Here is a 20,447-nt window from a genome sequence, read left to right as displayed (position 1 = left end):
GCGACGTCAGCGATGACATCACCCGAGCATCTGCGTGGCGCGACCGGTTACCAACTCGCCGACCTGATCGTGACCCAGGCCGCTCGCCGCCCGCAGCGCCCGCTCGACAACGTCGACTGCGAGCGACCTGGCCCGCTCACCGGGCATCCCCCAGCCCTCAGCCTCCCGGGTGATCGCGTCGAGCCCGATCCGGATGAACTCGGTCTCGCCGGCGACCGACATGGCCGCGGTGGTTCGCAATCGCGGCCACAACACGGTCGGCACCGTGTCGTAGAGCGGCGCAAGGGTAGGCATGCCGGGTGCGGGGTACAGCAGCGACAGATTCTTGCCGTGGCCATCGGCGTTGCCGATGATCATGGTGAACGCGATCATCCGCACCAACCGATCGAGCTCGTCACCAGGATCGGCCGAATACCGCCTGAGCAGCGACGCAATCTGGGCGAATGTGGGGCCACCGCTCGACTCGTACTTGCCGCGCCCGCGATGGGCGTCGGGCATCACCCCGAGCGCCTGACAGGAATCCTCCTGATGAACCCGGCCGATCGTGCCATCGGCGGCTCTCAAGCGGTCGTAACGGGCCACGATCAGGCAATCGACCCCTTCGATCTGGTGCAGCTGAGGGTCGAGATCCCCCAAGCCAAGCCCTCGCGCCAAGCGCAAGGCGGCCGCCTCGGCGCTCACCAGCCCGGGAAACCGCTGATCATCGATCTTGAGGATGTGGGTCGAGGGCTGCCCGCCGACCGGCCGACCCCAGCCGCGCTCGGTGGCGACCAACAGCAGCTTGTTCTGAAGCCCGGCGAGCGACAGTTCGGTGTCATCTCGCACCCCCAGGCCAGGTCCGAGACCGACGATCTCGGCGTCGAACTCGTTGACGCCGTACTGCTCCACCGCCCACGAGCTGCGATCCGGTGGCTCATCACCGGCGAGAATCACCAGCGCCCCGGCAGTTTCGCGTCCAAAGCGGGCCAGCAGCCCATGGGTGTCGTTGGTGGCCACGCCGGCGAGCGACGCCATCGATTGAAGGTGGGCACCCTCCGGGAGCAACCCACGCAAAAACGCCGAGGCGTCCTGCGGGCGGGCCTGGAGTGGCAGCGAACACGACAGCACCGGCAGGTTGCCGGGCCACCTGCCGAGCGACGCGGCCGTGTAGCGACAGCGCAGATCCCAACCCCGCTTGGCGGTGAAATCGGCCACGTGGGTGTCGTTCCACCAACACCGAAGGGGCTGCTTCCTAGCCATCGGTTGCCAGTTCCGTCGCGGCCGACCCTTCTTCATCGGTCAACATTTCCGCCTCGATCCGCACCCCCAGCTCCTGGAGCAACCGCAGGGTTCGCTCGATGAGGATCGTCGATTGCCCGGCCTCGATCCGAGCAAGGTAGGTCCGATCCATGTTGACGGCGCGTGCCAGATCCTCCTGGGTGAGGTGGCGCTCCCGGCGGGCCTCGCCGATGGTTCGGCCCAGATCCTCGGGCGAGCGAATCACAAACCGCCGTGTGTTCATATCCACACACTAACACCGTGAGAACGAAAGTGCAGATAACCACACATTTACCTCACCTGCGATTATGTGTGTTTTTTGATACAGCGAAGGCCCATTTCGGCCCGAACCGGCCTGCCGTCAATCTCCTCAGGCGAGACGGTCGCGCTCGGCCAGCGCGGCGGTCACGAGCAGCCTTACCCCGATCTCGATCGAGCGCTCGTCGACGTCGAAGCCGCTCGAGTGGATGTCGGGGCGGGGCACCCCGCTGGCCGGATCGAACGTGCCCAAACGGGCATAGGACGCCGGCACCTGCCGGGCATACCAGGCGAACGAGTCGCCGCCCCTGCTGTGCTCGGCCCGGACGGTGCACGCCTCTCCAACAACCGCATGGGCGGCAAGCTCGAGCGAGTCGGTCGGCCCGAGCGCGTTGATCGACGGCGGAACGCCGGTGCGGTAGGCGACCTCGAAGGTTGCCCCGGTGGGCTCGACCACGTCGCGTATCGCCTGTTCGACCAACCCGGCCGCCTTCTCCCAGCAATCGACGTCGGGGGTACGCACGGTTGCCGTCGCGGTCGCCTGAGTCGGGATGACGTTCGGCGCATCGCCACCATGGGTCGACCCGAACACGACCGACAGCTCGGCGGGTGCCGCCAGCTTGGCCACCCGCTCGGGCACCTCGGTGAGCACCCGGCCGAGCACGGCGAGCAGGTTGACGGTCAACTCGGGCCTGGCGGTGTGACCGCCTGGCCCCGAGATGGTGATGCGGGCCATGTCGGCCGCCGAGGTGATGGCGCCGGCTCGCAGGGCCACCTGGCCGATGTCGATCTTCGGGTCGCAGTGAACGCCGAGCATCGAGCCCACACCTCGCAGCGCTCCGGAGTCGATCACCTCCAGCGCCCCGCCGGGCAAGGCCTCCTCGGCCGGTTCGAAGACGAACCGGAAGCGACCGGGCTCGCCCTGGTCTACCGCTTGGGCCAGCGCCAGCGCCGCCCCGAGCACAACGGTGGTGTGGACATCGTGACCGCAGGCATGGGCGATGCCCGGCCGGGTCGAGCGGTAGGCCACATCCTTGTCGTCCTCCATCGCCAGCGCGTCGAGGTCGGCACGCAGGGCGACGATCGGCTGGTCGCCCTCGCCGGCGACGAAGGGCGATGACGCTCCGGTGCCCAGGTCGCAGGCCAGGCCGGTGCTGTCGGGCAACGGGGCGGGCCTCAACCCGGCCACCGCCAGGCGATCGATCACCGCTGCGGTGGTCTCCAGCTCGGCCCACGACACCTCCGGATGGGCGTGCAGCCGGCGCCGGAAGGCGATCAGCTCGTCGCGATGGGCATCGAGAAACTGCTCGAGCCAGGGATACACCGGTCCCATCAGGGGCTCGCCCGGCAAAGCTGGTGCCACACCGACCTCAGACGAGTGGGGCATCGGTCGACAGTTCCTTCTGGAGGGCGGTGGTCACATCGACCAGGCTGCCCCCTGCGGCGACGATCCGTCGCTGTCGTTCGGCCGAGTTGCCGGTGCGCACCAGGTCGCGCAGCGTCAACAGCTCATCGGCGCATCCCAGCCGGGCCGCCGTGTCGCCGAGCAGGTCGACCAGCTCGTCGACCAGGTCCCGGGCGGGTCGGCGGTTGCCGCGGTCGTCAACGATCAGCTCGGTATCGAGGCCGTAGCGGGCGGCCAGCCATTTGTTCTGGCGCACGACCCACTCGCGCACGCCCGGCAGCGGCTCGCCACGATCGATCTGGTCGTCCATCCACGCCACCAGGCACTGGGCAAGGGCGGCCACGCCGGTGATCTCGGTCATCGTCGGCATGCCGTCGCACATGCGCAGCTCCACCGTGCCGAAATCGGGGTGGGGGCGGATGTCCCACCACACCTCGCGCACCGACTCGATCGCCTCGGCCCGGATCAGCGCATCGAGAAACTCCTCGAATTCGCTCCACGAGTGCAGCTGCGGCGGCAGCCCGGCGGTGGGCAACCCCTCAAAGATTTTGGTTCGGGCCGACGCCAGGCCGGTGTCCTGACCGTCCCAGTAGGGCGAGGACGCCGACAGCGCAAGAAACAGCGGCAAAAACGTGGTCAGCGAGTTGACCGTGGCGATGCACTTCTCCCCCGAGCGGACCCCGACGTGGAAGTGGATGCCGTTGATCGCCAGGCGCCTCACCGGCCACTGCATGTCGTCAACCAGCTGGTGGTAGCGCTCCGACGGGCTGATCTGCAGCTCGCGGTACGAGCTGAACGGATGGGTGCCCGAGCACAACAGCCCCACCCCACGCTGAAAGGCCGCGCCGCGCAGCTCGTCGATGCCGGCCTCGAGATCGCTGCGGGCCCCGGCAACCGTGTCGCACACGCCGGTGATCACCTCGACGGTCGACTCGAACAGCTCGTGCTTCAGCGCCGGATGCTCGGCGCCGTCAGCGCTGATGTCGGCCAGCGTGTCGGTGGCCGCCGACGTCAGGGCGCGGGTCTCCCGATCGACCAGGCTCAGCTCCACCTCCACCCCGAGCGAGGCGGTTGGCGACGATCGGAACTCGATCGTCATCGGATGATCCGAGCTGCGCGCGCGGTGTTCATCGACCCATCGTAGGGGCACCGACCACCGGTCGAGGTGAAGGGCGGCTCATCGTCGTTCCGACCGGCTGCGCACAGCCGTCGCTCGCTGCGCCCGGTGGCCCCCCGCAGTCGATGCCGTTCGAAGCGACGGGTAGCGTACGCGCGTGGTGAGCGATCGGGAGGCCGTGCAACCGGGTGAGGGGACCGATCCGCAATCGGGCCCCGCCATCGCTGACCACGAAGCCGCCCAATACCGCATCGGGGTGATCGGCGGCGTCGGCGCCTACACGATGTGGGGGCTGTTCCCGCTCTTCTTCCATCTGCTGGAGCCCACCTCCCCGCTGGAGATCATCGGTCACCGCGTCATCTGGACGGCGGTGTTGATGGTCGGCGTGCTGTCGCTCGGCGCCGGCTGGACGTGGGTTCGCCCGCTGCTGGCCGATCGCCGCCGGACGTGGTCGGTGGTCGCAGCCGGGTTTCTGCTGTCGGCCAACTGGCTGATCTACGTGTGGGCGGTGACCAACGACCGGGTGATCGACGCCTCGCTGGGCTACTTCATCAACCCGCTGGTCACCGTGTTGCTGGGGGTGGTGATCCTGGGCGAACACCTGCGCCGCCTTCAGTGGGCCGCGGTGGCGGCCGGCGCGGTCTCGGTGCTCGTGCTCGTGCTGGGGTACGGGGCGGTGCCGTGGGTCAGCCTGGGGCTGGCCGCCAGCTTCGGCACCTACGGACTGCTCAAGAAGCAGGTGGGCCTCGGACCGGTCGAGGCGCTGACCGCCGAGACGTTTGCCGTGGCCCCCGTGGCGTTGGTCGGCATGGGCTGGGCACTGCTGGCCGGCGAGCTGGACTTCCCCGGCGCCCCGGTGTCGATGAAGCTGTTGCTGCTCGCCGCCGGTGCGGTGACCGCCGCCCCGCTGCTGGCCTTCGGCGTGGCGACGATGCGGATCCCGCTGTCGGTCATCGGGCTGTTGCAGTACCTCACCCCGGTGATCCAGTTCATCCTCGGCGTGTTCGTGTTTCACGAGGATGTGCCCCCGGCGCGGCTGGTGGGCTTCGTCTGCGTCTGGGTGGCGCTCGCGCTGCTCAGCGCCGACGGGCTCCGCCAGGGGCGCCGTCAGGCGGGCGTCCGCAAGGCCGCCCGCCAGGCCGTTGCCCGTGCCGACGCAAGCGGCGCCGTCGCGGCCCTCCCGCTGGTCGCCGACGCCGGTAGCGTGGGCGGGGATGACACCACCACCTGAGAGCACTGCGACCGACACCACCGACGCTGCTACCACCGGCGATCCGGCCGCCGCCGATCCCAAGGCCGCCGACCTCACCGCAGCGAACGTTGCCTGGCAGCTCGATGGCCTGCTCCACGGGTCGTCGACCGATGAGCTGATGGATCGGGCAGCGACCCTGGCCGACGAGATCGCCGAGGCCCGCGGCACGATCGATACGCTGGATGCCGCAGGGATGGCGGCGCTCATGGGCACGATCGGCGAGCTGCACGACCTGCTGGGCCGGGCCGGCTCCTACGTCGGCCTGCGCCTGGCCGAGAACTCCCTCGACCCCGAGCGCGGCGCAGCGATGGCCAAGCTGTCCGAGGCCGCCACCGAACTGTCGACCAAGCTGGTGTTCTTCGACCTGGAGTGGGCGGCGATCCCCGACGAGCGCGCCGAGGCGCTGCTCGCCGACCCGGCCCTCGACTTCTGCGCCCACCACCTGCGCACCTTGCGCCGCTACCGCAACCACCTGCTGAGCGAATCCGAGGAGCAGGTGCTGACCGAGACGTCGGTGTCCGGCGCTCCCGCCTGGGTGCGGCTCTTCGACGAACAGACCTCGGCGATCGAGGTGGCCATGCCCGAGTCGGCCCCGGGTGGGGAGCGCACGGCGTCGCTCGAGGAGGGCCTGTCGCTGCTGCAGCACCCCGATCGCCGGGTGCGCGCGGACGCCGCCGGTGCGGTGTCCGCGTCGCTCCAACCCGGCCTTCGCACCCGGGCCTACATCTACAACACCCTGCTGCTCGACAAGTCGGTGCAGGACCGCCTTCGCTCGTACCCGAGCTGGTTATCGAGCCGCAACCTGGCCAACGAGGCCTCCGACGAGTCGGTGCACGCGTTGATCGATGCGGTCGTCGCCCGCTACGACCTGCCCCAGCGCTGGTACCGGTTGAAGGCGCAGGTGCTCGGCGTCGAGCGGCTGGCCGACTACGACCGTTCGGCCAGCGTGGCCGACGCCGACCGACAGGTGGGCTGGGCGGAGGCCTCGTCGCTGGTCGTCGACGCGTACGACAGCTTCTCGCCCGAGCTGGCCGACATCGTGCGCGAGTTCATCGACGGCAACTGGATCGACGCCCCGGTACGCCCCGGCAAACGCCCGGGCGCCTTTTGCGCCTACACGGTGCCGGGCCATCATCCCTACCTGCTGCTGAACTGGACCGGCTCGGACCGCGACGTGCTGACGCTTGCCCACGAACTCGGACATGGAATCCATGCCTATCTGGCCCGCCCGCAGGGCATCTTCGGCCAGGACACGCCGCTGACGATGGCCGAAACCGCCTCGGTGTTCGGCGAAGCGGTCACCAACCAGGCCCTGCTCGCCCAGCTGGACGACCCCGGCGAACGCTTCGCCCTGCTCGCCTCCACGCTGGAGGACTCGATCGCCACCGTGTTTCGCCAGGTGGCGATGAGCCGCTTCGAGTCGGCCTGCCACGCCCATCGTCGTGACGTCGGCGAGCTGTCCGTCAAGGATTTCGGCGACCACTGGGCGGCCTCCCAAACCGAGATGCTCGGCGACTCGATCGAGCTCACCGACGGCTATCGCGACTGGTGGAGCTACGTGCCCCACTTCATCGCCACCCCGGGCTACGTCTACGCCTACGCGTTCGGTCAGCTGCTGGCGCTCTCGGTGTATGCCCGATACCAGAGCGAGGGTGAGGGCTTCGTGCCCAGCTACCTCAACATGTTGGCCGCCGGCGGGTCGACCAGCCCTGAGGCGTTGGCGGCGATGGTCGACTGCGACCTGACCGACCCAGGGTTCTGGGATGCCGGCCTCGACATCGTCGCCGGTCAGCTCGATGCCGCCGAGGCCGCAGCGCGGGCGGCGGGCCGCCTGACCTAGCCGGACACCCGATTGCGACCGGGTCGCCCGAGGGCTAGCGCCAGCCCTTGGGCGGGCTGGCCACCACCCCGGTTCGGCCCTCGGCGTTGCGGAGTCGGGCGTACGGGTTGGTTGCCGCAGCTGCGGGTCCGTTGGGATGCAGCTCGAAGTGCAGGTGGGGATACGCCTCGTGGGCGTTGCCGGTGCTGCCCACCGTGCCCACCTGCTTGCCCGCCCAGACCCGCGTGCCCGCCTTGATGCCGGACGCATAGGCGTTCAGGTGGCAATACAGGTAGTAGTTGCCGTCGTCGCCGGCGAGCCCCAATGAATAGCCGCAGCTGGCGGAGGACTTAACGCTGGTGATCCGGCCCGACTCGACGGCGACCACCCGCTGACCCCGCTTGGCCATGACGTCGATGCCCTGGTGACGCCGCGTGCCGCCGCCTCGCGAAGCGCCGAAGTCGTTCCCGTATTGAACCGGTCCCACCACCGGAAAGCGATCGAGCTGACCGGCACCGACGCTGCTCCCGCCCGGAGAGCTTGGGGCGACCACGCAACCCGTTGCGCCAAGTGCCGCCATCGCGACGAATCCAGCGGCGATCGACCGCAGTCGGGGGGAGAACTTCATGGGGGTCGACGAACGACGGCTGTGGACACCCGTCCACACACGGAACCGATCGTTACCTCATCGTCATAATCTTCATTATAAAGACACTCGACCGCAACACAACTGCTGAAGCGTCACAGCTCCCCGGAACAGGTGCCTCAGCCTCAGTGATCGTCGGTGGCGACGACCGGCAGGGTGACCACAAAGCGGGCCCCACCGAGCTCGCTGTCGTCCAGCTCCAGCGTGCCGCCATGGCGGGCAACGATCCGGCTCGCCAGCGGCAGGCCCAACCCCGCCCCACCATGGTCGCGGCTGCGGGCCTCCTCCATGCGGCCGAACCGCTCGAAGACGAGGTCGCGTTGGTCCGGGGGAACGCCGGGTCCGTCGTCCTCGACGACCATGCGGGCCCGTTCGCCGTCGCTCGACACCGACACCCGAACCACCTCCGATGCATGGCGGCCGGCGTTCTCCACCAGGTTGCGCACCACGCTGGCCAGCTGGCCGGCGTCGCCATGCACCCGTGCGGCGCTCAGCCCGGACAGGTCCAGGCGGCGGCCCTTCAGATGGTCGAGCTGCTCGAGCACGAGCTCGTCGAGATCGACCTCGGTGTCCGGCACCGGCCCGAAGGCCCCCTCCTCCAGGCGGGCGAGGGTAAACAGGTCGCTCACCAGCCGATCGAGCCGCTCACCCTGGGCCAGGACGGTGGCACCGACCGAGTTCCAGTCGGCGGTGGCGGGGTAGGCCAGCGCAGTTTCGACCTGGGCCCGGATGGCCGCCACCGGGCTGCGCAGTTCGTGGCCGGCGTCGGACACGAACTGTCGCTCGCGCCGCGAGCTGGCCTCCAACCGATCCAGCATCGCATTCATCGTCCGAGCCAGGTGCGCCACCTCGTCGTCGGTGGGCGGCACGGGTACCCGCTCGTCGAGGGTGCGCGACGTGATCTCCGCCACCCGCCGACGCAGCGCCGCCACCGGTTCCAGGCTGCGGCCGGTCATCACCCACGACCCCATCCCCACAGCGAGGACAAACGTCGGCACGACAACCCACAGCGCCGTGCGCACCACCGCCACGCTTCGGTTGACGTCGCTCAGGCTGGTCGCCACCTGAACGGTGAGCTTGCCCCGCTCGACGATCACCTTGTCGGACGACACGAGGTACTCGTCCGAGTCGACATCACCGGGAAGCAGCCTGCCCAGGATGGGGTAGTCCACCGGTGGCTCGTCGCCGTCGGTCGCCACCAGCCCTGCCGGGGTCGCGGGCTCGTAGGCGACCGCCGCCAGGGTGTCGCTGGGAACGGCGCCCAGCTCGAGACGGGTCACCGTCGGAAGTGGACCGAAGTCGTTGGCCTGCTCGATCTTGTCGATCATGGCGTTCGGGTTCTTCTTGATCGGGGTATAGGTCGCCTCGAGCGCGGCGCTGTTTCGCACCTCGACCTGGTTGACCAACGCCTGCCGCAGCCAGGCCATCGTCAGCCACGACAGCGTCAGCAGCGCCACCGCCGAGGCGACGGTGACCGCAAAGGTCAGCCGTCCCCGCACCGACAGCCGCGACCACCAGGCCACCGCTAGGCCCCGGCGGTATCGCTGTCGGCGTCGGGCTTGGTGTTCCGATCGGCCGGAGCCTCGCCGAGCACATAGCCCGAGCCCCGGACCGTGCGCAGGTCTTCCCGGCCGAAGGGGCGGTCGATCTTGCGTCGGAGGTACCCGACGTACACCTCGACCACGTTGGGGTCGCCGGCGAAATCCTGGCCCCACACCTGCTCGAGTAGTTCCCGCTTGGAGACCGTTTCGCCGGCACGACGCATCAGCACCTCCAACAACCCGTACTCGCGGGGCGAGAGCGCGATATCGGTCCCGTCGCGCCGCACCTTGCGGCCGACCGGGTCCAGCTCAAGCCCACCGACCATCACCGGGGCCAAGGCACCCTCGGAGACCCGGCGGGTCAGGGCCCGCAGGCGAGCGATCAGCACGACGTAGCTGAACGGCTTGCGAAGGAAGTCGTCCGCCCCGGTATCGAGTGCCTCCGCCTCGTCGTACTCCCCCTCCTTGGCCGTCAGCATGAGGATCGGCGTCCACACGCCCGCCTCCCGAAGCGACCGGCACACCTGGAAGCCGTTCATACCCGGGAGAAGAATGTCCAACACGATGGCGTCATAGGTCGCCGAGCGGGCCCGCTCGTAGCCGTCCTTGCCGTCGTGGGTGACGTCGACGTCGAAGCCCTCCTCCCTCAATCCCCGGGCAACCGCTGCCGCCAGCTCGACTTCGTCCTCGACCACCAGTATTCGCACCACACCATTGTGACGTGCGGGGGCCTCGAAGTTGCTAGTTGGATCTCAGTCGTAGGTTGCCTCGATGCCCCAGCCCCTGGCTTCGAGGGCGTAGAGGCGGGCCACGCCGTCGGCGGTCACCGCCTGGATGCGCGCCCGACGACGGCCCTCGGTGGCATCCCACCACCGCTCGTCGACCGGCCATGGCCCCGCCCAGGCCGTGATCGCCACCCGCACCCCACCCACATCGACCGCCTGGGGCGGCGCGCTCAGCCCACCCCGGCCGCTCACCCCGACCAGCCGACCCTCGGCGTCGATCAGCTGGGTCGGCAGCGGCGGATCGTGGATCACCGCCGGCGCGGGCGCCGGCAGCCGGCCCGGCCATGGATGAGCCCGCCCGGCGGTAGCCGCCGAGGGACCCGTCGCACCGCCACCGACGGGTGAGCGCGCTCCGCCACCGCCTCCGCCTCCGCCGGAGCGGACTCCGCCACCGGCGGGTGCGTTCCCACCGTCGAGGCGGGTGTCGTAGGGAACGAGCACCACGCCCTCCCCTGGCGCCCGGCCCCCCGCCGCCTCCAACACGAGCACGGCGTCGGCGCCGAGCAACCCCTCGACCCGGGCGAGTGCACGCCGCGCCCGTTCGGCGGCGGAGTCGCGCCCACCCCAAAACCCCAGCTGCCGGCCCGTGGCCGCCACCACGCGGTCGGGCACCAGCTCGAGGCGCACCACGCCGCCTTGGAGGCGTTCGGCCAGCGGCACCCGATGGGCCGGGCTCCCGCCGGCGCCGCGCCCCGACAGCCACCCCTCAAGCTGCCAGCGCAACCGTTGGGCCACCCCGGTGGCGCTGAGCACTCCTTCGTGGCGCCAGCAGCGCTCGATGCGTTCGCCATGCTCGGTCTCGGCGATCACCACCACCGACTCACAGGCCAGACCCCGTCGGGTGAGCGCACTGTGGAACTCCTCGGCCAGACCCCGCACGACGAACGCCGCCGCGTCCACCCGGTCGGCGGGCGGATCGAGCTCGCGGATCGCACGGAGATCCGCCGGCGGGGCCACCGCTTCGGTCGGCACATCGTCGTCACCCCCGGCCCGCCGCCCGGCATCGAGGCCGGCGGCCCCGAAGCGCCCCGCCACGTCGGCCGGGTCGAGGGCGGCGAAGGCCCCCAGGGTTCGCAGGCCCAGGCGCTCGAGCAGGTCGACCAACTCCTCCCGGCGAGCGTCATCCGCCCGCAACTGAGCAACCGGCAGATCGGCCAGAAACGCCGGGGTGGCGCCGGCACGGACGATCAGCGGACCATCGACGGCACGACGGGCCGCCGTACGGGCGGCGAACGCCCCCTCGGCCACACCCACCCTGATCTCCGGGCCGTCATCGAACGCGCCGTTCCCAGCCGCAGCCGCTGCGCTTCCCTCAGAATCGGCAGGCTCCCCCACGGTCGCCGTCAGGGCGAGGTCGAGCACCCGGGCGACCAGCGCCTCGTCGCCGCCGAGGTGCCGCGCCGGCGGACCGGCGGGAAACGACGCCCGGCCCGGGCGGTGCAGCTCCACCCGGGGGGTCACCGCATCAAGCGCCCGAACCACCGGCTCGAAGGCCCTGGCCTCGCGGGCCGGATCGCGGTCCAGCAATCGCACCTCGGGGCACCGGGTCTGAGCTTCTCGCCGACGGAGCCCGACCGCCACTCCGTCGCGACGCGCCGCCCGGTTGGCCGCCACCACCCGGTTGCCCGACAGCACCACCGCCGGCTGGTCGTGCGGCACGCCCCAGGCCACCACCGGCCAGTCGGGGCACCACAGGGCGAGCACCCGCTCCGGCCCGGTCCTCACCGGTCACCCATCGGCCGGCGGTCTCGGTTCATGCCACCATGCGCCCACGCCGGACCGCCACGCACCCCGCACACACCCACGCAGACCCACCACGCGCCCCGCGCAGACCCACCAAGCGCCCACGCGCCTGCGTTCGTCCGATACGGCACACGCCGCCCGGGGTCGCACCCCATCGGCCACGTCACATGCCACCCGTACCGGTGGGACGCAACGGCACCACCTCGGCAGATCGGCCCGGTCGATCGGCATCGAACTCGCCCGCCTCGACGCCGCGCACCTGCTCGACATCTCCACCCGCCGACGCCCGCCGACGCCCGCCGACGGCCACCTCGATCAGCCGTCCGTCGAGGTGGCCCCATCCCTGGCCCAGCCCGCCCCAGCGAAGCGCCCGTGCCTGCAATGACAGCTCGGCGTCTGCCCATCGGTCGTCCAGCGAGGCGTTGGGTCGCCGCGCTCGGCCGGCGCCCGGGCGTGCGAAGCCGGGCTGTACCCGGACCAGGACGCTGCCCCGTTCCCGGGCCCTGGCCCGCAACCGCCGGACGGCCGTGGGCGACAACCCCACCTCGGGGCCGACGAGCACCACATCGGCGGCGTCGACCACGGCCGCCATCACCTCGGTGACCATCACCCCGGTGGCAGGCGATCGGTCACCCACCCGCACCACGACCGACCGCTCGGCGACCACCCCCAGCGCCAAGGCCATCTCCCAGTTGAACTCGTCCATACCCACCGCCACCACCCACGACCCCGCCTTGCTGGCCTCGACCGCCAACAGGGCGGCCAGCGACACGGCACCGCAGGGCCCGCCGACCGAAACGGTCGACCCGCGCGCCACCCCGCCGCCGGGCAGCAGTTCGGCCAGGGCGGCCACCACCGGCAGCTTCTGTTGGGACGCCAAGCTGACCGGAGCCAAACTGGCCGACAGCTGACGCACCCAGGCGCGCCGCTCGGTCGGATCGTCGATCCGGGTTGCCAACGCCGGGAGCGACAGGTTGTGAGGTGATACGGCTGCGGACATCACCCCAGCATCGAACACTCGTTCGATGCTGTCAATGCCGCAGCCAACCCGCACCACGCCGAGCGACGCTGCACCAGACTGCCGCTGTGGACAAACCCCCGCTGATCGACCTCTCGCCGCTGCTCGACGACCAGGCGCTCCCAATCGACGACCGGACAGCCGGACACCGCTCGCCCGTCCGGCAAGGCGCCCCGACCACCTCCCAGCTCCGGGTCGCCGAGGCGCTGGACGTGGCCTGTCGCACCCAGGGGTTCTTTCGTGTCACCGGTCACGGCATCGACCCGGCCCTGTTCGCCGATCTGGACCGACTGGCCCGCCGGTTCTTCGCCCAGAGCGACCAAACCAAGGCCGAGATCGCCATGGCCATGGCAGGGCCCGCTTGGAGGGGCTGGTTTCCCGTCGGTGCCGAGCTGACCTCGGGACGGCCCGACCATAAGGAGGGGATCTACTTCGGCACCGAACTACCCAACGACGATCCCCGGGTGCGGGCGGGCACCCCGCTGCATGGCCCCAACCTGTTCCCCGACGAGCCGGCCGGGCTGGGCACCGCCGTATTGGCTTACCTCGACGCCGCCACCCGGGTGGGCCACGCCATCATGTCCGGCCTGGCCATCGCCTTGGGGTTGCCGCGCGGCTGGTTCGCCGATGATTTGACCGCCGACCCCACCGTGCTGTTTCGGATCTTTCACTACCCACCCGAGGTGGAGGCACCCGAGGACGCCCCACACCACACCACCTCGCGTGCGCCCACCTGGGGCGTGGCCGAACATACCGATTACGGCCTGCTCACCCTGCTCGCCCAGGACGATCGAGGCGGCCTGGAGGTTCGGGTGGACGGCCGCTGGCTGCCGGTTCCCGCCGAACCCGACGTCCTGGTGTGCAACCTGGGCGACATGCTCGAGGCGCTCACCGCCGGGCGGTATCGCTCCACTCCCCATCGGGTGCGCAACACCAGCGGCGCAGGGCGGCTGTCGTTCCCACTGTTCTTCGACCCCGGATGGGACGCCCGGGTGCGGCCACTGCCCCTCGACAGCTTGACGGCACGGTCAGACCCCAGCGACCCACCCCGGCCGACAGTCCGTTCCGACTCGGACTCAACCCCCTCGATGCAGCAGCGGTGGGACCGGACCGACCCCGCGGCCTGGACCGGCACCTACGGCGAGTACCTCACCGCCAAGGTGTCCCGGGTGTTTCCCGAACTGTTCGCGTCGCTCGAGGGTTGAGCGGAGCGGGCGAGACCCGCGTCGGACCGCTCAGGACCCGGCGAGGATCAAGAGTGCACCGACGATGGCGGCTGCGACGGCGGCGGCATGCTTGGGCGTCACCGACTCACCGAGAAACACCGAACCACCGAGGACGCCGAAGGCCGTCGACGTCTCGCGCAGCCCAGACACCAGGCCGAGCGGGCTGGTGCGGGACGCGATCAGCACCAGCAGATACGCCGTGACCCCCGCGCAGCCGGCCATGCCCAGGCGCCACGGCTGGGCCCGCATGGTGTCGACCATCGACCGGCGACCCCTCACCCGCAGCACCACCACGCTCAACAGCGCCGTCTGCAGCACGAACAGTGCGGCGATGTAGCGCAGCGCATCGTCGCCGGCACGAACCCCGGCACCGTCGCTCAGTGTGTAGGCGGCGATGAACAGGCCGGTGAACACGGCCCAGCGATACCCGGCCAGGCTGCCCCGCCGCATCATCGACATCAGCCCCCCGGACACGAGCGCCACGCCGACGATGCCCAGCGGCGAGATGGCGTCACCCAGCAGGGTCACCCCGCCGATGGTGACCAGCAGCGGGGCGGTGCCCCGGGCCACCGGGTAGGCGACCGCCAGGTCGGTGAGCTCGTAGGCCCGCGACAGCGCCAGGACGTAGCCGACGTGGATGCCCACCGACAGCGCCAGCCACCCGAGCGCCTCGGCCGGCGGCGGACCCAGCACGACCAACACGGGCAGGCTGACCAGGCCGCCGACTCCCATGATGGCCCAGGCGGCCAGCAACCGGTCATCGCTGTCCTTCATCGCAAGGTTCCAGGCGGCGTGCAACATGGCGGCAACCAGCACCATGACGAATGTGGCGACGCTCACGAGCGCCAACCCGTGCGGCGCTCGAACATCAGGCGGCGGTTGCCGCCGACCAGGGCGTTGATCGGTCGCTGACGCCTGGGCACGGTCGACAGGCTTGCCCTCTTCGGCACGGGGTCGCAACACCGGCGAGCCGCGACGCCAGTCGTGTCCAGCCCGGTGCCAGTTGTGCACGGCTGCTGGCGGTACCACGCTGGTGGGCGTGCCCACCCCCAAGCTCCGGCGTGCGCCCCGCTGGTCGATGCCGGTCCTCGGCGCTGCGATCGCAGCCCTGGCGATCGCCTTCGTCGTGCGATCGCTCGGTCGAGACTGGGACCGGATCTCCGAGGCGTTCTCCGACATGGCGATCGTGCCCGCTGTGCTTGCGCTGGTCATCGCCGTCGCAGCGATGAGTGCGATCGGCGCCTTGTGGGGCGTTGTGCTGACCGAACGGGGTGCGCCCACACCGCCAAGCACCGCCCTGCGCTGGTACTTCGTCGGCGAGCTGGGCAAGTACATCCCGGGTGGGATCTGGCCGGTCCTGGGCCGCAGCGAGCTGGCCCGCCGCTCCGGCGCCCCCGCAAGCGCGGCCTATGCCTCGACGATCATCTCCCTGCTGTACCTGTACGGCGCCGCCGTGCTGACGATGGCGGCCCTGGCCCCGTGGCTGGACAACCTGCCGCCATGGAGCCGCTTCATCCTCGTCGCCGGCGGGGTGGCGGTCATCGGCGCCCTCCACCCCACGATCGGTGCCTGGGTGTTCGCCCGTCTGGCGGCCATTTCCGGGCGGCCACTCGACATCCCGTCGCCGCCCTGGGGCCGAGCGGTCGTTACCGTGATCGCCTACGTACCCGCATGGCTCCTGATCGGGACGGTCAGTTGGGCACTCGGGATGGCGTTGGGCTTCGACGTCGCGCCGGTCGCCCTTGTCGGCGCCACCGTCGCCGCATGGCTGGCCGGGTTTCTCGCCATCCCGGTTCCCGGGGGAGCCGGCGTTCGCGAGGCGGTGTTTGTGTTGTTGTGCGGGCTCCCCCGGGCCGAGGCGGCGGCGATCGCAGTTGCGGCGCGCGTCGTCTTCGTCGGGGTGGACGTGGCCGGCTTCGCCGTCTCGGCCCCGGCCCTGCGGTGGCTGCGGGCCTCCACCGGCGAGTAGTCCCAGCGGGGACCCGCCAGAGCGACCCCATCAACGATCGCGTCACGTGAAGGTTCGGCAACCGCCATCAGCCAGGGATCAACCGGCCGGCCTGTCGCTGTGGCGCTCCCTCAACGAGGCTCGGCAACCGCCATCAGCCACGGCGTCACCCGCCGAACGGTCACCGACCCGAAGTGCGGCTCAAGCGCCGACCGCAGCCGACGCGGCGTGAATTGCTGGAGGTGCTCCACGTCGTTGCCCCAGCGGGTCACGTTTTTGCCCCGCGCCAGGTTCCCGAGTCGAAAGAACGGCTCGTGGGGCACAGTGAAGATGCAGCGACCCCTGGTGATCCTGGCCAACTCCTCGACTGCCGGTTGAACGGTCGGCAGGTGCTCGAGCACCTCCTGGCAGACGACGGTGTCGATCGACGCATCAGGAAAGGGCAACAGCCCGATGTCCCCGACCGTCGCCCCCAGGCCGGGCACTGCTGCGACCGCCAGCGCCAGTTTGGCGAAACGAAACTCGACTCCGATCGGCGTCACCCCCTCGGGGGTCACCCGGGCCAGGGCCAGGCCTTCGCCGGTGCCGATATCGGCCAGCCGGCCCGGGTCGGGCCCGATCGCCTGGCCCACTTGCACCAACAGGCAGCCGATCAGCCACCGAACGAGCGGGTTGGAGGTGGTGTACTTCTGCTCATCCTGGCCGGCTGCTTCGAGGTCCACTCCGGCCGCCAAGCCGATGCTTCGTGGTGCGATGCTGCGACCCTAACCGAGCGGTCTCAGCCAATCCGGCGGCACTCGCACCCCGCACCCCGCACCCCGCACCCGCACCCGCACCCGCACCCCGCACCCGCACCCGCACCCGCACCCGCAATCTGGCGAACTCTGCCGCTATCGCGCGCTCGACGACGCGTTAGCGGCAGAGTTCGGCCCGATGACTCACCAACCGGGTCGGGATCCCCGGAGACGGCACGACCGGCGCCTGCTTATGGTCCAACGATGGCGGACGAGTCCGAGGTGACGAGATTGGCCGGCGAGCAGCATGGGCTGGTCACCCGGGATCAGCTGCGTGGCCTGGGTTTCAGCCCGGGCATGCTGCGGTACCGGCTCATGACCGGCCGGTGGACGCCGTTGGGTCGCAACGTCGTCGCGATCGGACCGCCGCCGCAGGACCTGGTCGGCCGGTCGAGGGTGGCGAGCCTGGCGGTGCCCCAGGCTGCCCTCAGCCATAGGACGGCAGCGCTCCTTCACGATCTGCCCGGGATGTGGTCAGCGAGATCGGAACATCGGCGGCTTCTCACCTTGCCGATTGACATCTCGACAACCGGGGGTTCCAGCGGACCCCTGGCGGGCGAAATCGTTGTTCACCGCCGAGCAACCAAGCCGCGCTCGCTCTACCTGCACGGTATGCGCGTGACCACGGTGACCCAGACGCTGGTCGACTTGGCCGCGGTGCTCGACGGTGCGCAACTCGACCGGGTGGTCGACATGACACTGGCCCAGAACGGAAGTTCGCTTGAGGCCCTGGAACAACTCCTGGCGGGCATGCCCTCCCGGGGCGCCACTGGCCGGGCAGCATTGGGGCGCATCATGGCCGCCCGGCATCGACCGGGTGGATCTGCGAGCGCACTGGAACGGCTCTTCTGGGAGGGCATCAAGTCGTCCGGGATGGTGCTGCCCAAACGCCAGGTGCCGATGCCGTGGGGTGCCACGGTCGATCTTCTCTGGGTGGCGGAGCGGCTGATCGGCGAACTCGACAGCCGCTCGTGGCACGAACGACAGCGTGACCGGGAGAACGATGCCCGCCGGGACGCCGCCGCGCTCAGCCATGGGTACGCTACTTTTCGGATGACCTGGGAGATGGTGGCCGACGAGCTTGACATCACGCTGCGCAAGCTCGCCCAAGCCATCGTGCAGCGGAGCGCATGAGCTTCCTACAACGGGCGGCGTCGGCGGTGAGCCGGTGTCGGCGATTGCGTCCGTCTGCCGGAGCATCCGGGTCGATCTCTCGACTACCCGTCGCCGGTCGGTGTCATCGGAGCATCAACGGGCAGGTCGACGGCAAACACGGTCATCTCGCGGCCGACGACCAGCTCACAACGTCCGCCCAGCTCGGCGACGGCGGCCTCGACCGCCGCCAACCCGTAGCCGCCCCGTCCCAGGCCCGGCTCCGGATCTGTCTCGGCGAGGGTGTCGGTGCGATTGGTCAACCTCAGCTGTGGGCTCCCCCGGTTGACGGTGACCTCGACGGTGGGGTGCCGATCGCTGGAGTGGGCCAGCACGTTGCCGAGGCCCTGGTTGAGCGCCAGCAATAGGGCCTGGCCGGAGGCCTCACCGAGCGTGTTCGCCGCCGGAGCCAAGTCATCCTCCGAGCGGACATCCAGCCTGGCCTCCAGCCCGAACACCCGGTAGCCGTGCACGCACTCAGCCAGCATCTCGGTCAGGTCGCTGGCGAACTCCACCGTCCCTTGGGCGAGGGCCTGCTCCAGCTTCGTGCGGGCGTCGCCCAGGACCGCCAAAGCAGCGTCATGATCGAGGTCGGGATGCTGCTGTAGGTGCAGCAACGACTGGGCCACGTAGTCGTGGCTGGCGCGCGCCGCCCATTCGGCACCCCGTGCCCTTCCCCGTCGGGCAGCCGACTCGACCTGATGGCGTCGGGCGAGATCGTTCTGGCGCTGCGCCTCCCATATGCCGGAGAGAAACAGGTGGAGGGACTGAGGAAGCCCCCAGGAGTACCCGAGGATGAGGGCGGCGTAGGCCGGCCGCTCGGTTCGGGCCAGGTTGCGCCACTCGTACCAGCCTCCGACAGTCGTGCTGATCAGCTGCCCCCAGGCCAGATCCCTGGACGACGCCGCCAAGGCCGACGATTGCAGCTGCACCTGATCGCGCACCGAGGTGTCGAACCCGGGCGTGGTCGCGCCGCGGTGCAACTCGGCGGAGATCACGCCGCCCAGCAGCCCGCTCAGCAGCGTGCGGCCGCGGGTCGCCGCTGTACCGACCCCGGTGAGCATCGGTCCCCGGTCGAGGATCCCCCAACCGGCCAAAGTAAACAACAGGCCGGTGGACGCGGCCGCCCGCGCCGGAGAGATGAGCCCTCGACGAACGCCCTCCACGCTGGCCAGGACGCACCACGCAAAGCTGGAGGTGTAGGCCACACCGGCGACGCGCCGCATGCGGATCCTCAACTCCCGGCGTGCTGCCCCGTCGTCCCAGGCCGGCACGGGCGACACCGCTCGCAGCTCCTGTCCGGATTGCAGGCGCCGGGATCGTTCCTCCAGCCGCCGGCACCGTTCCAACACCAGCGATCGCGGCTCGGTCGACAGCACCGCTTCCAGCGCTTCCAGTTCGTCGATCGCCGGACCGAGGGCCTCCCGCATCGAGGCGGCGGCAGCCTCGGATCCGGCGGCATCACGCCGTTCGGCGGCGACCCGATCGAACATGGCGTTGGCGTGTGCCCCTGAGTCGCCGAGCAGTCGGGCGGTGACCGTCAGGAACCCGATCGAGAGGTGGATGCCCACCGCGAATGCACGAAACGCTGGGTCTCGAACCGCTCGCCAGACCAAGGGGAACTGGGACACCGACGCAGTGAGTGGAGCGTGGCGCCCCCCGGCGAGGGCGACGGCGGGCGCCACCCACACGCCGCCGCCGTAGAACCAGTTGATCTCACTGCCCTCTCGATCGGAAGGGAGGTGGGGCAGGCTCAGCTGCGCGAGCGCCGTCAGGACCGGCGACAGCCGACGGACCCGCCACAGCGCCGCCTCCCGACCGGAGCGCAGTGCCAGATCGTCGTGCAGCCATTGCACCACCACCAGACCAACCGCCAGGTGGGCTCGGGGCCGGCGTCGGTAACGTCGGTCGAGCAGCACCGAAGCAGCGCAGGTCAGCGCCAGCGTGCCCCGGGCCAGCGCAATTCCCGTTCGCATCTTGTCGTACACGACGGGAAGCGAATCCCGCAGGTTGAGCTGGTCGGCGGGGGCCACGTTCCCGGGCTCGGCCGCTCCCCCGGTCTCGGCGTCGACCACCGCCGGAGCAGACTCGGCGACGCGCCGTCGTCGGAAGGCGTAGGACAACGACCGCCGCTCCAACGCGTTAGCTCGCGGAACGTTTCTCGGAGAGCACCTTGGACGATCCACCCGGTTCCATCGTGACGCCATAGAGCACGTCGGCCGCCTCCATCGTGCGCTTCTGGTGGCTGACGATGATCAGCTGGGCCGCATCGCGGAACTCGGCGATCAGGTCGAGGAACCGCAACAGGTTGACGTCGTCGAGTGCGGCCTCGACCTCGTCCATCACGTAAAAGGGCGAAGGCCGGCTGCGGAACACGGCGAACAGGTAGGCCAGCGCGGTCAGCGAGCGCTCGCCGCCCGACAACAGCGACAGCTTGCGCACGTTCTTGCCGGACGGGCGGGCCTTCAGCTCGATGCCGGTGTTCA

17 protein-coding genes and 1 pseudogene are annotated in these 20,447 nt (G+C 70.2%); 5 read left to right on the top strand and 13 right to left on the bottom strand.

What is annotated here, in order from left to right; translation table 11 throughout:
- Nucleotides 1-18 precede the first annotated feature (18 nt).
- The 4 genes from PKD89_RS08785 to PKD89_RS08770 form a co-directional block, all read right to left on the bottom strand.
- The gene (locus PKD89_RS08785; protein ID WP_289010768.1) at nucleotides 19-1,239 is read right to left on the bottom strand and encodes a HipA domain-containing protein; all 1,221 of its coding nucleotides are present in this window, start codon (nucleotides 1,237-1,239) and stop codon (nucleotides 19-21) included.
- Nucleotides 1,232-1,501 carry a helix-turn-helix domain-containing protein gene (locus tag PKD89_RS08780; protein ID WP_289010767.1) on the bottom strand — a complete coding sequence of 90 codons (270 nt, stop codon included), beginning with the start codon at nucleotides 1,499-1,501 and terminating at the stop codon, nucleotides 1,232-1,234. Before PKD89_RS08780 ends, PKD89_RS08785 begins: the two co-directional genes overlap by 8 nt.
- A gap of 126 nt (nucleotides 1,502-1,627) precedes the next feature.
- The gene (locus PKD89_RS08775; RefSeq protein ID WP_289010766.1) at nucleotides 1,628-2,848 is read right to left on the bottom strand and encodes an amidohydrolase; all 1,221 of its coding nucleotides are present in this window, start codon (nucleotides 2,846-2,848) and stop codon (nucleotides 1,628-1,630) included.
- 37 nt (nucleotides 2,849-2,885) lie between these two features.
- Entirely contained in the window at nucleotides 2,886-4,019 is a 1,134-nt protein-coding gene (locus PKD89_RS08770) for a glutamate--cysteine ligase (protein ID WP_289010765.1), read from the bottom strand.
- A gap of 178 nt (nucleotides 4,020-4,197) precedes the next feature.
- Between PKD89_RS08770 and rarD the strand changes: the two genes are divergently transcribed.
- Both rarD and PKD89_RS08760 read left to right on the top strand, forming a co-directional pair.
- Entirely contained in the window at nucleotides 4,198-5,268 is a 1,071-nt protein-coding gene (gene rarD / locus PKD89_RS08765; RefSeq protein ID WP_289010764.1) for an EamA family transporter RarD, read from the top strand.
- Nucleotides 5,252-7,129, top strand: coding sequence for a M3 family oligoendopeptidase (locus PKD89_RS08760; RefSeq protein ID WP_289010763.1), 1,878 nt, complete (start codon nucleotides 5,252-5,254; stop codon nucleotides 7,127-7,129). The genes rarD and PKD89_RS08760 overlap by 17 nt, the downstream gene beginning before the upstream one ends.
- 34 nt (nucleotides 7,130-7,163) lie before the next feature.
- Here PKD89_RS08760 and PKD89_RS08755 read toward each other — a convergent pair whose 3' ends face one another.
- From PKD89_RS08755 to PKD89_RS08735, 5 genes are all read right to left on the bottom strand, one after another.
- Nucleotides 7,164-7,595: a M23 family metallopeptidase gene (locus tag PKD89_RS08755; protein WP_287377535.1), complete on the bottom strand. Its 432-nt coding sequence runs from the start codon at nucleotides 7,593-7,595 to the stop codon at nucleotides 7,164-7,166.
- Nucleotides 7,596-7,879: 284 nt separating this feature from the next.
- Entirely contained in the window at nucleotides 7,880-9,277 is a 1,398-nt protein-coding gene (locus tag PKD89_RS08750) for a HAMP domain-containing sensor histidine kinase (protein WP_324332391.1), read from the bottom strand.
- A 2-nt stretch (nucleotides 9,278-9,279) separates the two neighbouring features.
- The gene (locus PKD89_RS08745) at nucleotides 9,280-10,002 is read right to left on the bottom strand and encodes a response regulator transcription factor (protein ID WP_289010761.1); all 723 of its coding nucleotides are present in this window, start codon (nucleotides 10,000-10,002) and stop codon (nucleotides 9,280-9,282) included.
- A gap of 45 nt (nucleotides 10,003-10,047) precedes the next feature.
- On the bottom strand, nucleotides 10,048-11,805 hold the full coding sequence (locus PKD89_RS08740) for a DNA polymerase Y family protein (RefSeq protein ID WP_324332390.1): 1,758 nt from the start codon (nucleotides 11,803-11,805) through the stop codon (nucleotides 10,048-10,050).
- A gap of 181 nt (nucleotides 11,806-11,986) precedes the next feature.
- Nucleotides 11,987-12,823 (bottom strand): hypothetical protein, encoded by an 837-nt coding sequence (locus tag PKD89_RS08735; protein WP_324332388.1) that lies wholly within the window; start codon nucleotides 12,821-12,823, stop codon nucleotides 11,987-11,989.
- An 86-nt stretch (nucleotides 12,824-12,909) separates the two neighbouring features.
- On the opposite strand from PKD89_RS08735, the gene PKD89_RS08730 reads away from it, so the two are divergent.
- On the top strand, nucleotides 12,910-14,046 hold the full coding sequence (locus tag PKD89_RS08730; protein WP_289012151.1) for an isopenicillin N synthase family dioxygenase: 1,137 nt from the start codon (nucleotides 12,910-12,912) through the stop codon (nucleotides 14,044-14,046).
- A gap of 30 nt (nucleotides 14,047-14,076) precedes the next feature.
- Here the strand turns inward: PKD89_RS08730 and PKD89_RS08725 are convergent, their stop codons facing one another.
- Nucleotides 14,077-14,907 carry an EamA family transporter gene (locus PKD89_RS08725; RefSeq protein WP_287377517.1) on the bottom strand — a complete coding sequence of 277 codons (831 nt, stop codon included), beginning with the start codon at nucleotides 14,905-14,907 and terminating at the stop codon, nucleotides 14,077-14,079.
- A 199-nt stretch (nucleotides 14,908-15,106) separates the two neighbouring features.
- Here PKD89_RS08725 and PKD89_RS08720 point away from each other — a divergent pair, with 199 nt between their 5' ends.
- The gene (locus PKD89_RS08720) at nucleotides 15,107-16,036 is read left to right on the top strand and encodes a lysylphosphatidylglycerol synthase domain-containing protein (RefSeq protein WP_289012150.1); all 930 of its coding nucleotides are present in this window, start codon (nucleotides 15,107-15,109) and stop codon (nucleotides 16,034-16,036) included.
- 110 nt (nucleotides 16,037-16,146) lie between these two features.
- Here PKD89_RS08720 and PKD89_RS08715 read toward each other — a convergent pair whose 3' ends face one another.
- Entirely contained in the window at nucleotides 16,147-16,749 is a 603-nt protein-coding gene (locus tag PKD89_RS08715; protein WP_289012149.1) for a class I SAM-dependent methyltransferase, read from the bottom strand.
- Between the two features lie 264 nt (nucleotides 16,750-17,013).
- Here PKD89_RS08715 and PKD89_RS08710 point away from each other — a divergent pair, with 264 nt between their 5' ends.
- Nucleotides 17,014-17,943, top strand: a complete 930-nt coding sequence (locus PKD89_RS08710; protein WP_289012148.1) for a type IV toxin-antitoxin system AbiEi family antitoxin domain-containing protein — start codon at nucleotides 17,014-17,016, stop codon at nucleotides 17,941-17,943.
- Nucleotides 17,944-18,026: 83 nt separating this feature from the next.
- On the opposite strand, the gene PKD89_RS08705 is transcribed toward PKD89_RS08710, so the two are convergent.
- The gene (locus PKD89_RS08705; protein ID WP_324332387.1) at nucleotides 18,027-20,036 is read right to left on the bottom strand and encodes a hypothetical protein; all 2,010 of its coding nucleotides are present in this window, start codon (nucleotides 20,034-20,036) and stop codon (nucleotides 18,027-18,029) included.
- Nucleotides 20,037-20,103: 67 nt separating this feature from the next.
- A pseudogene (locus PKD89_RS08700) lies at nucleotides 20,104-20,447 on the bottom strand (AAA family ATPase); the annotation flags it as partial.

This window comes from Candidatus Neomicrothrix sp. (genome assembly GCF_035329545.1).
Classification (GTDB): Bacteria; Actinomycetota; Acidimicrobiia; order Acidimicrobiales; family Microtrichaceae; genus Microthrix; species Microthrix subdominans.
The sequence above is the reverse complement of the archived record's forward strand: the minus strand, read 5'-3'. Positions and strand labels throughout refer to the sequence as shown.

Excerpts from the sequence above, each read along its gene's own strand:
- PKD89_RS08785 (WP_289010768.1), bottom strand. The coding sequence starts at position 1,239 with ATGGCTAGGAAGCAGCCCCTTCGGTGTTGGTGGAACGACACCCACGTG.
- PKD89_RS08780 (WP_289010767.1), bottom strand. The coding sequence starts at position 1,501 with ATGAACACACGGCGGTTTGTGATTCGCTCGCCCGAGGATCTGGGCCGA.
- PKD89_RS08775 (WP_289010766.1), bottom strand. The coding sequence starts at position 2,848 with ATGGGACCGGTGTATCCCTGGCTCGAGCAGTTTCTCGATGCCCATCGC.
- PKD89_RS08770 (WP_289010765.1), bottom strand. The coding sequence starts at position 4,019 with ATGACGATCGAGTTCCGATCGTCGCCAACCGCCTCGCTCGGGGTGGAG.
- PKD89_RS08760 (WP_289010763.1), top strand. The coding sequence starts at position 5,252 with ATGACACCACCACCTGAGAGCACTGCGACCGACACCACCGACGCTGCT.
- PKD89_RS08735 (WP_324332388.1), bottom strand. The coding sequence starts at position 12,823 with ATGTCCGCAGCCGTATCACCTCACAACCTGTCGCTCCCGGCGTTGGCA.
- PKD89_RS08710 (WP_289012148.1), top strand. The coding sequence starts at position 17,014 with ATGGCGGACGAGTCCGAGGTGACGAGATTGGCCGGCGAGCAGCATGGG.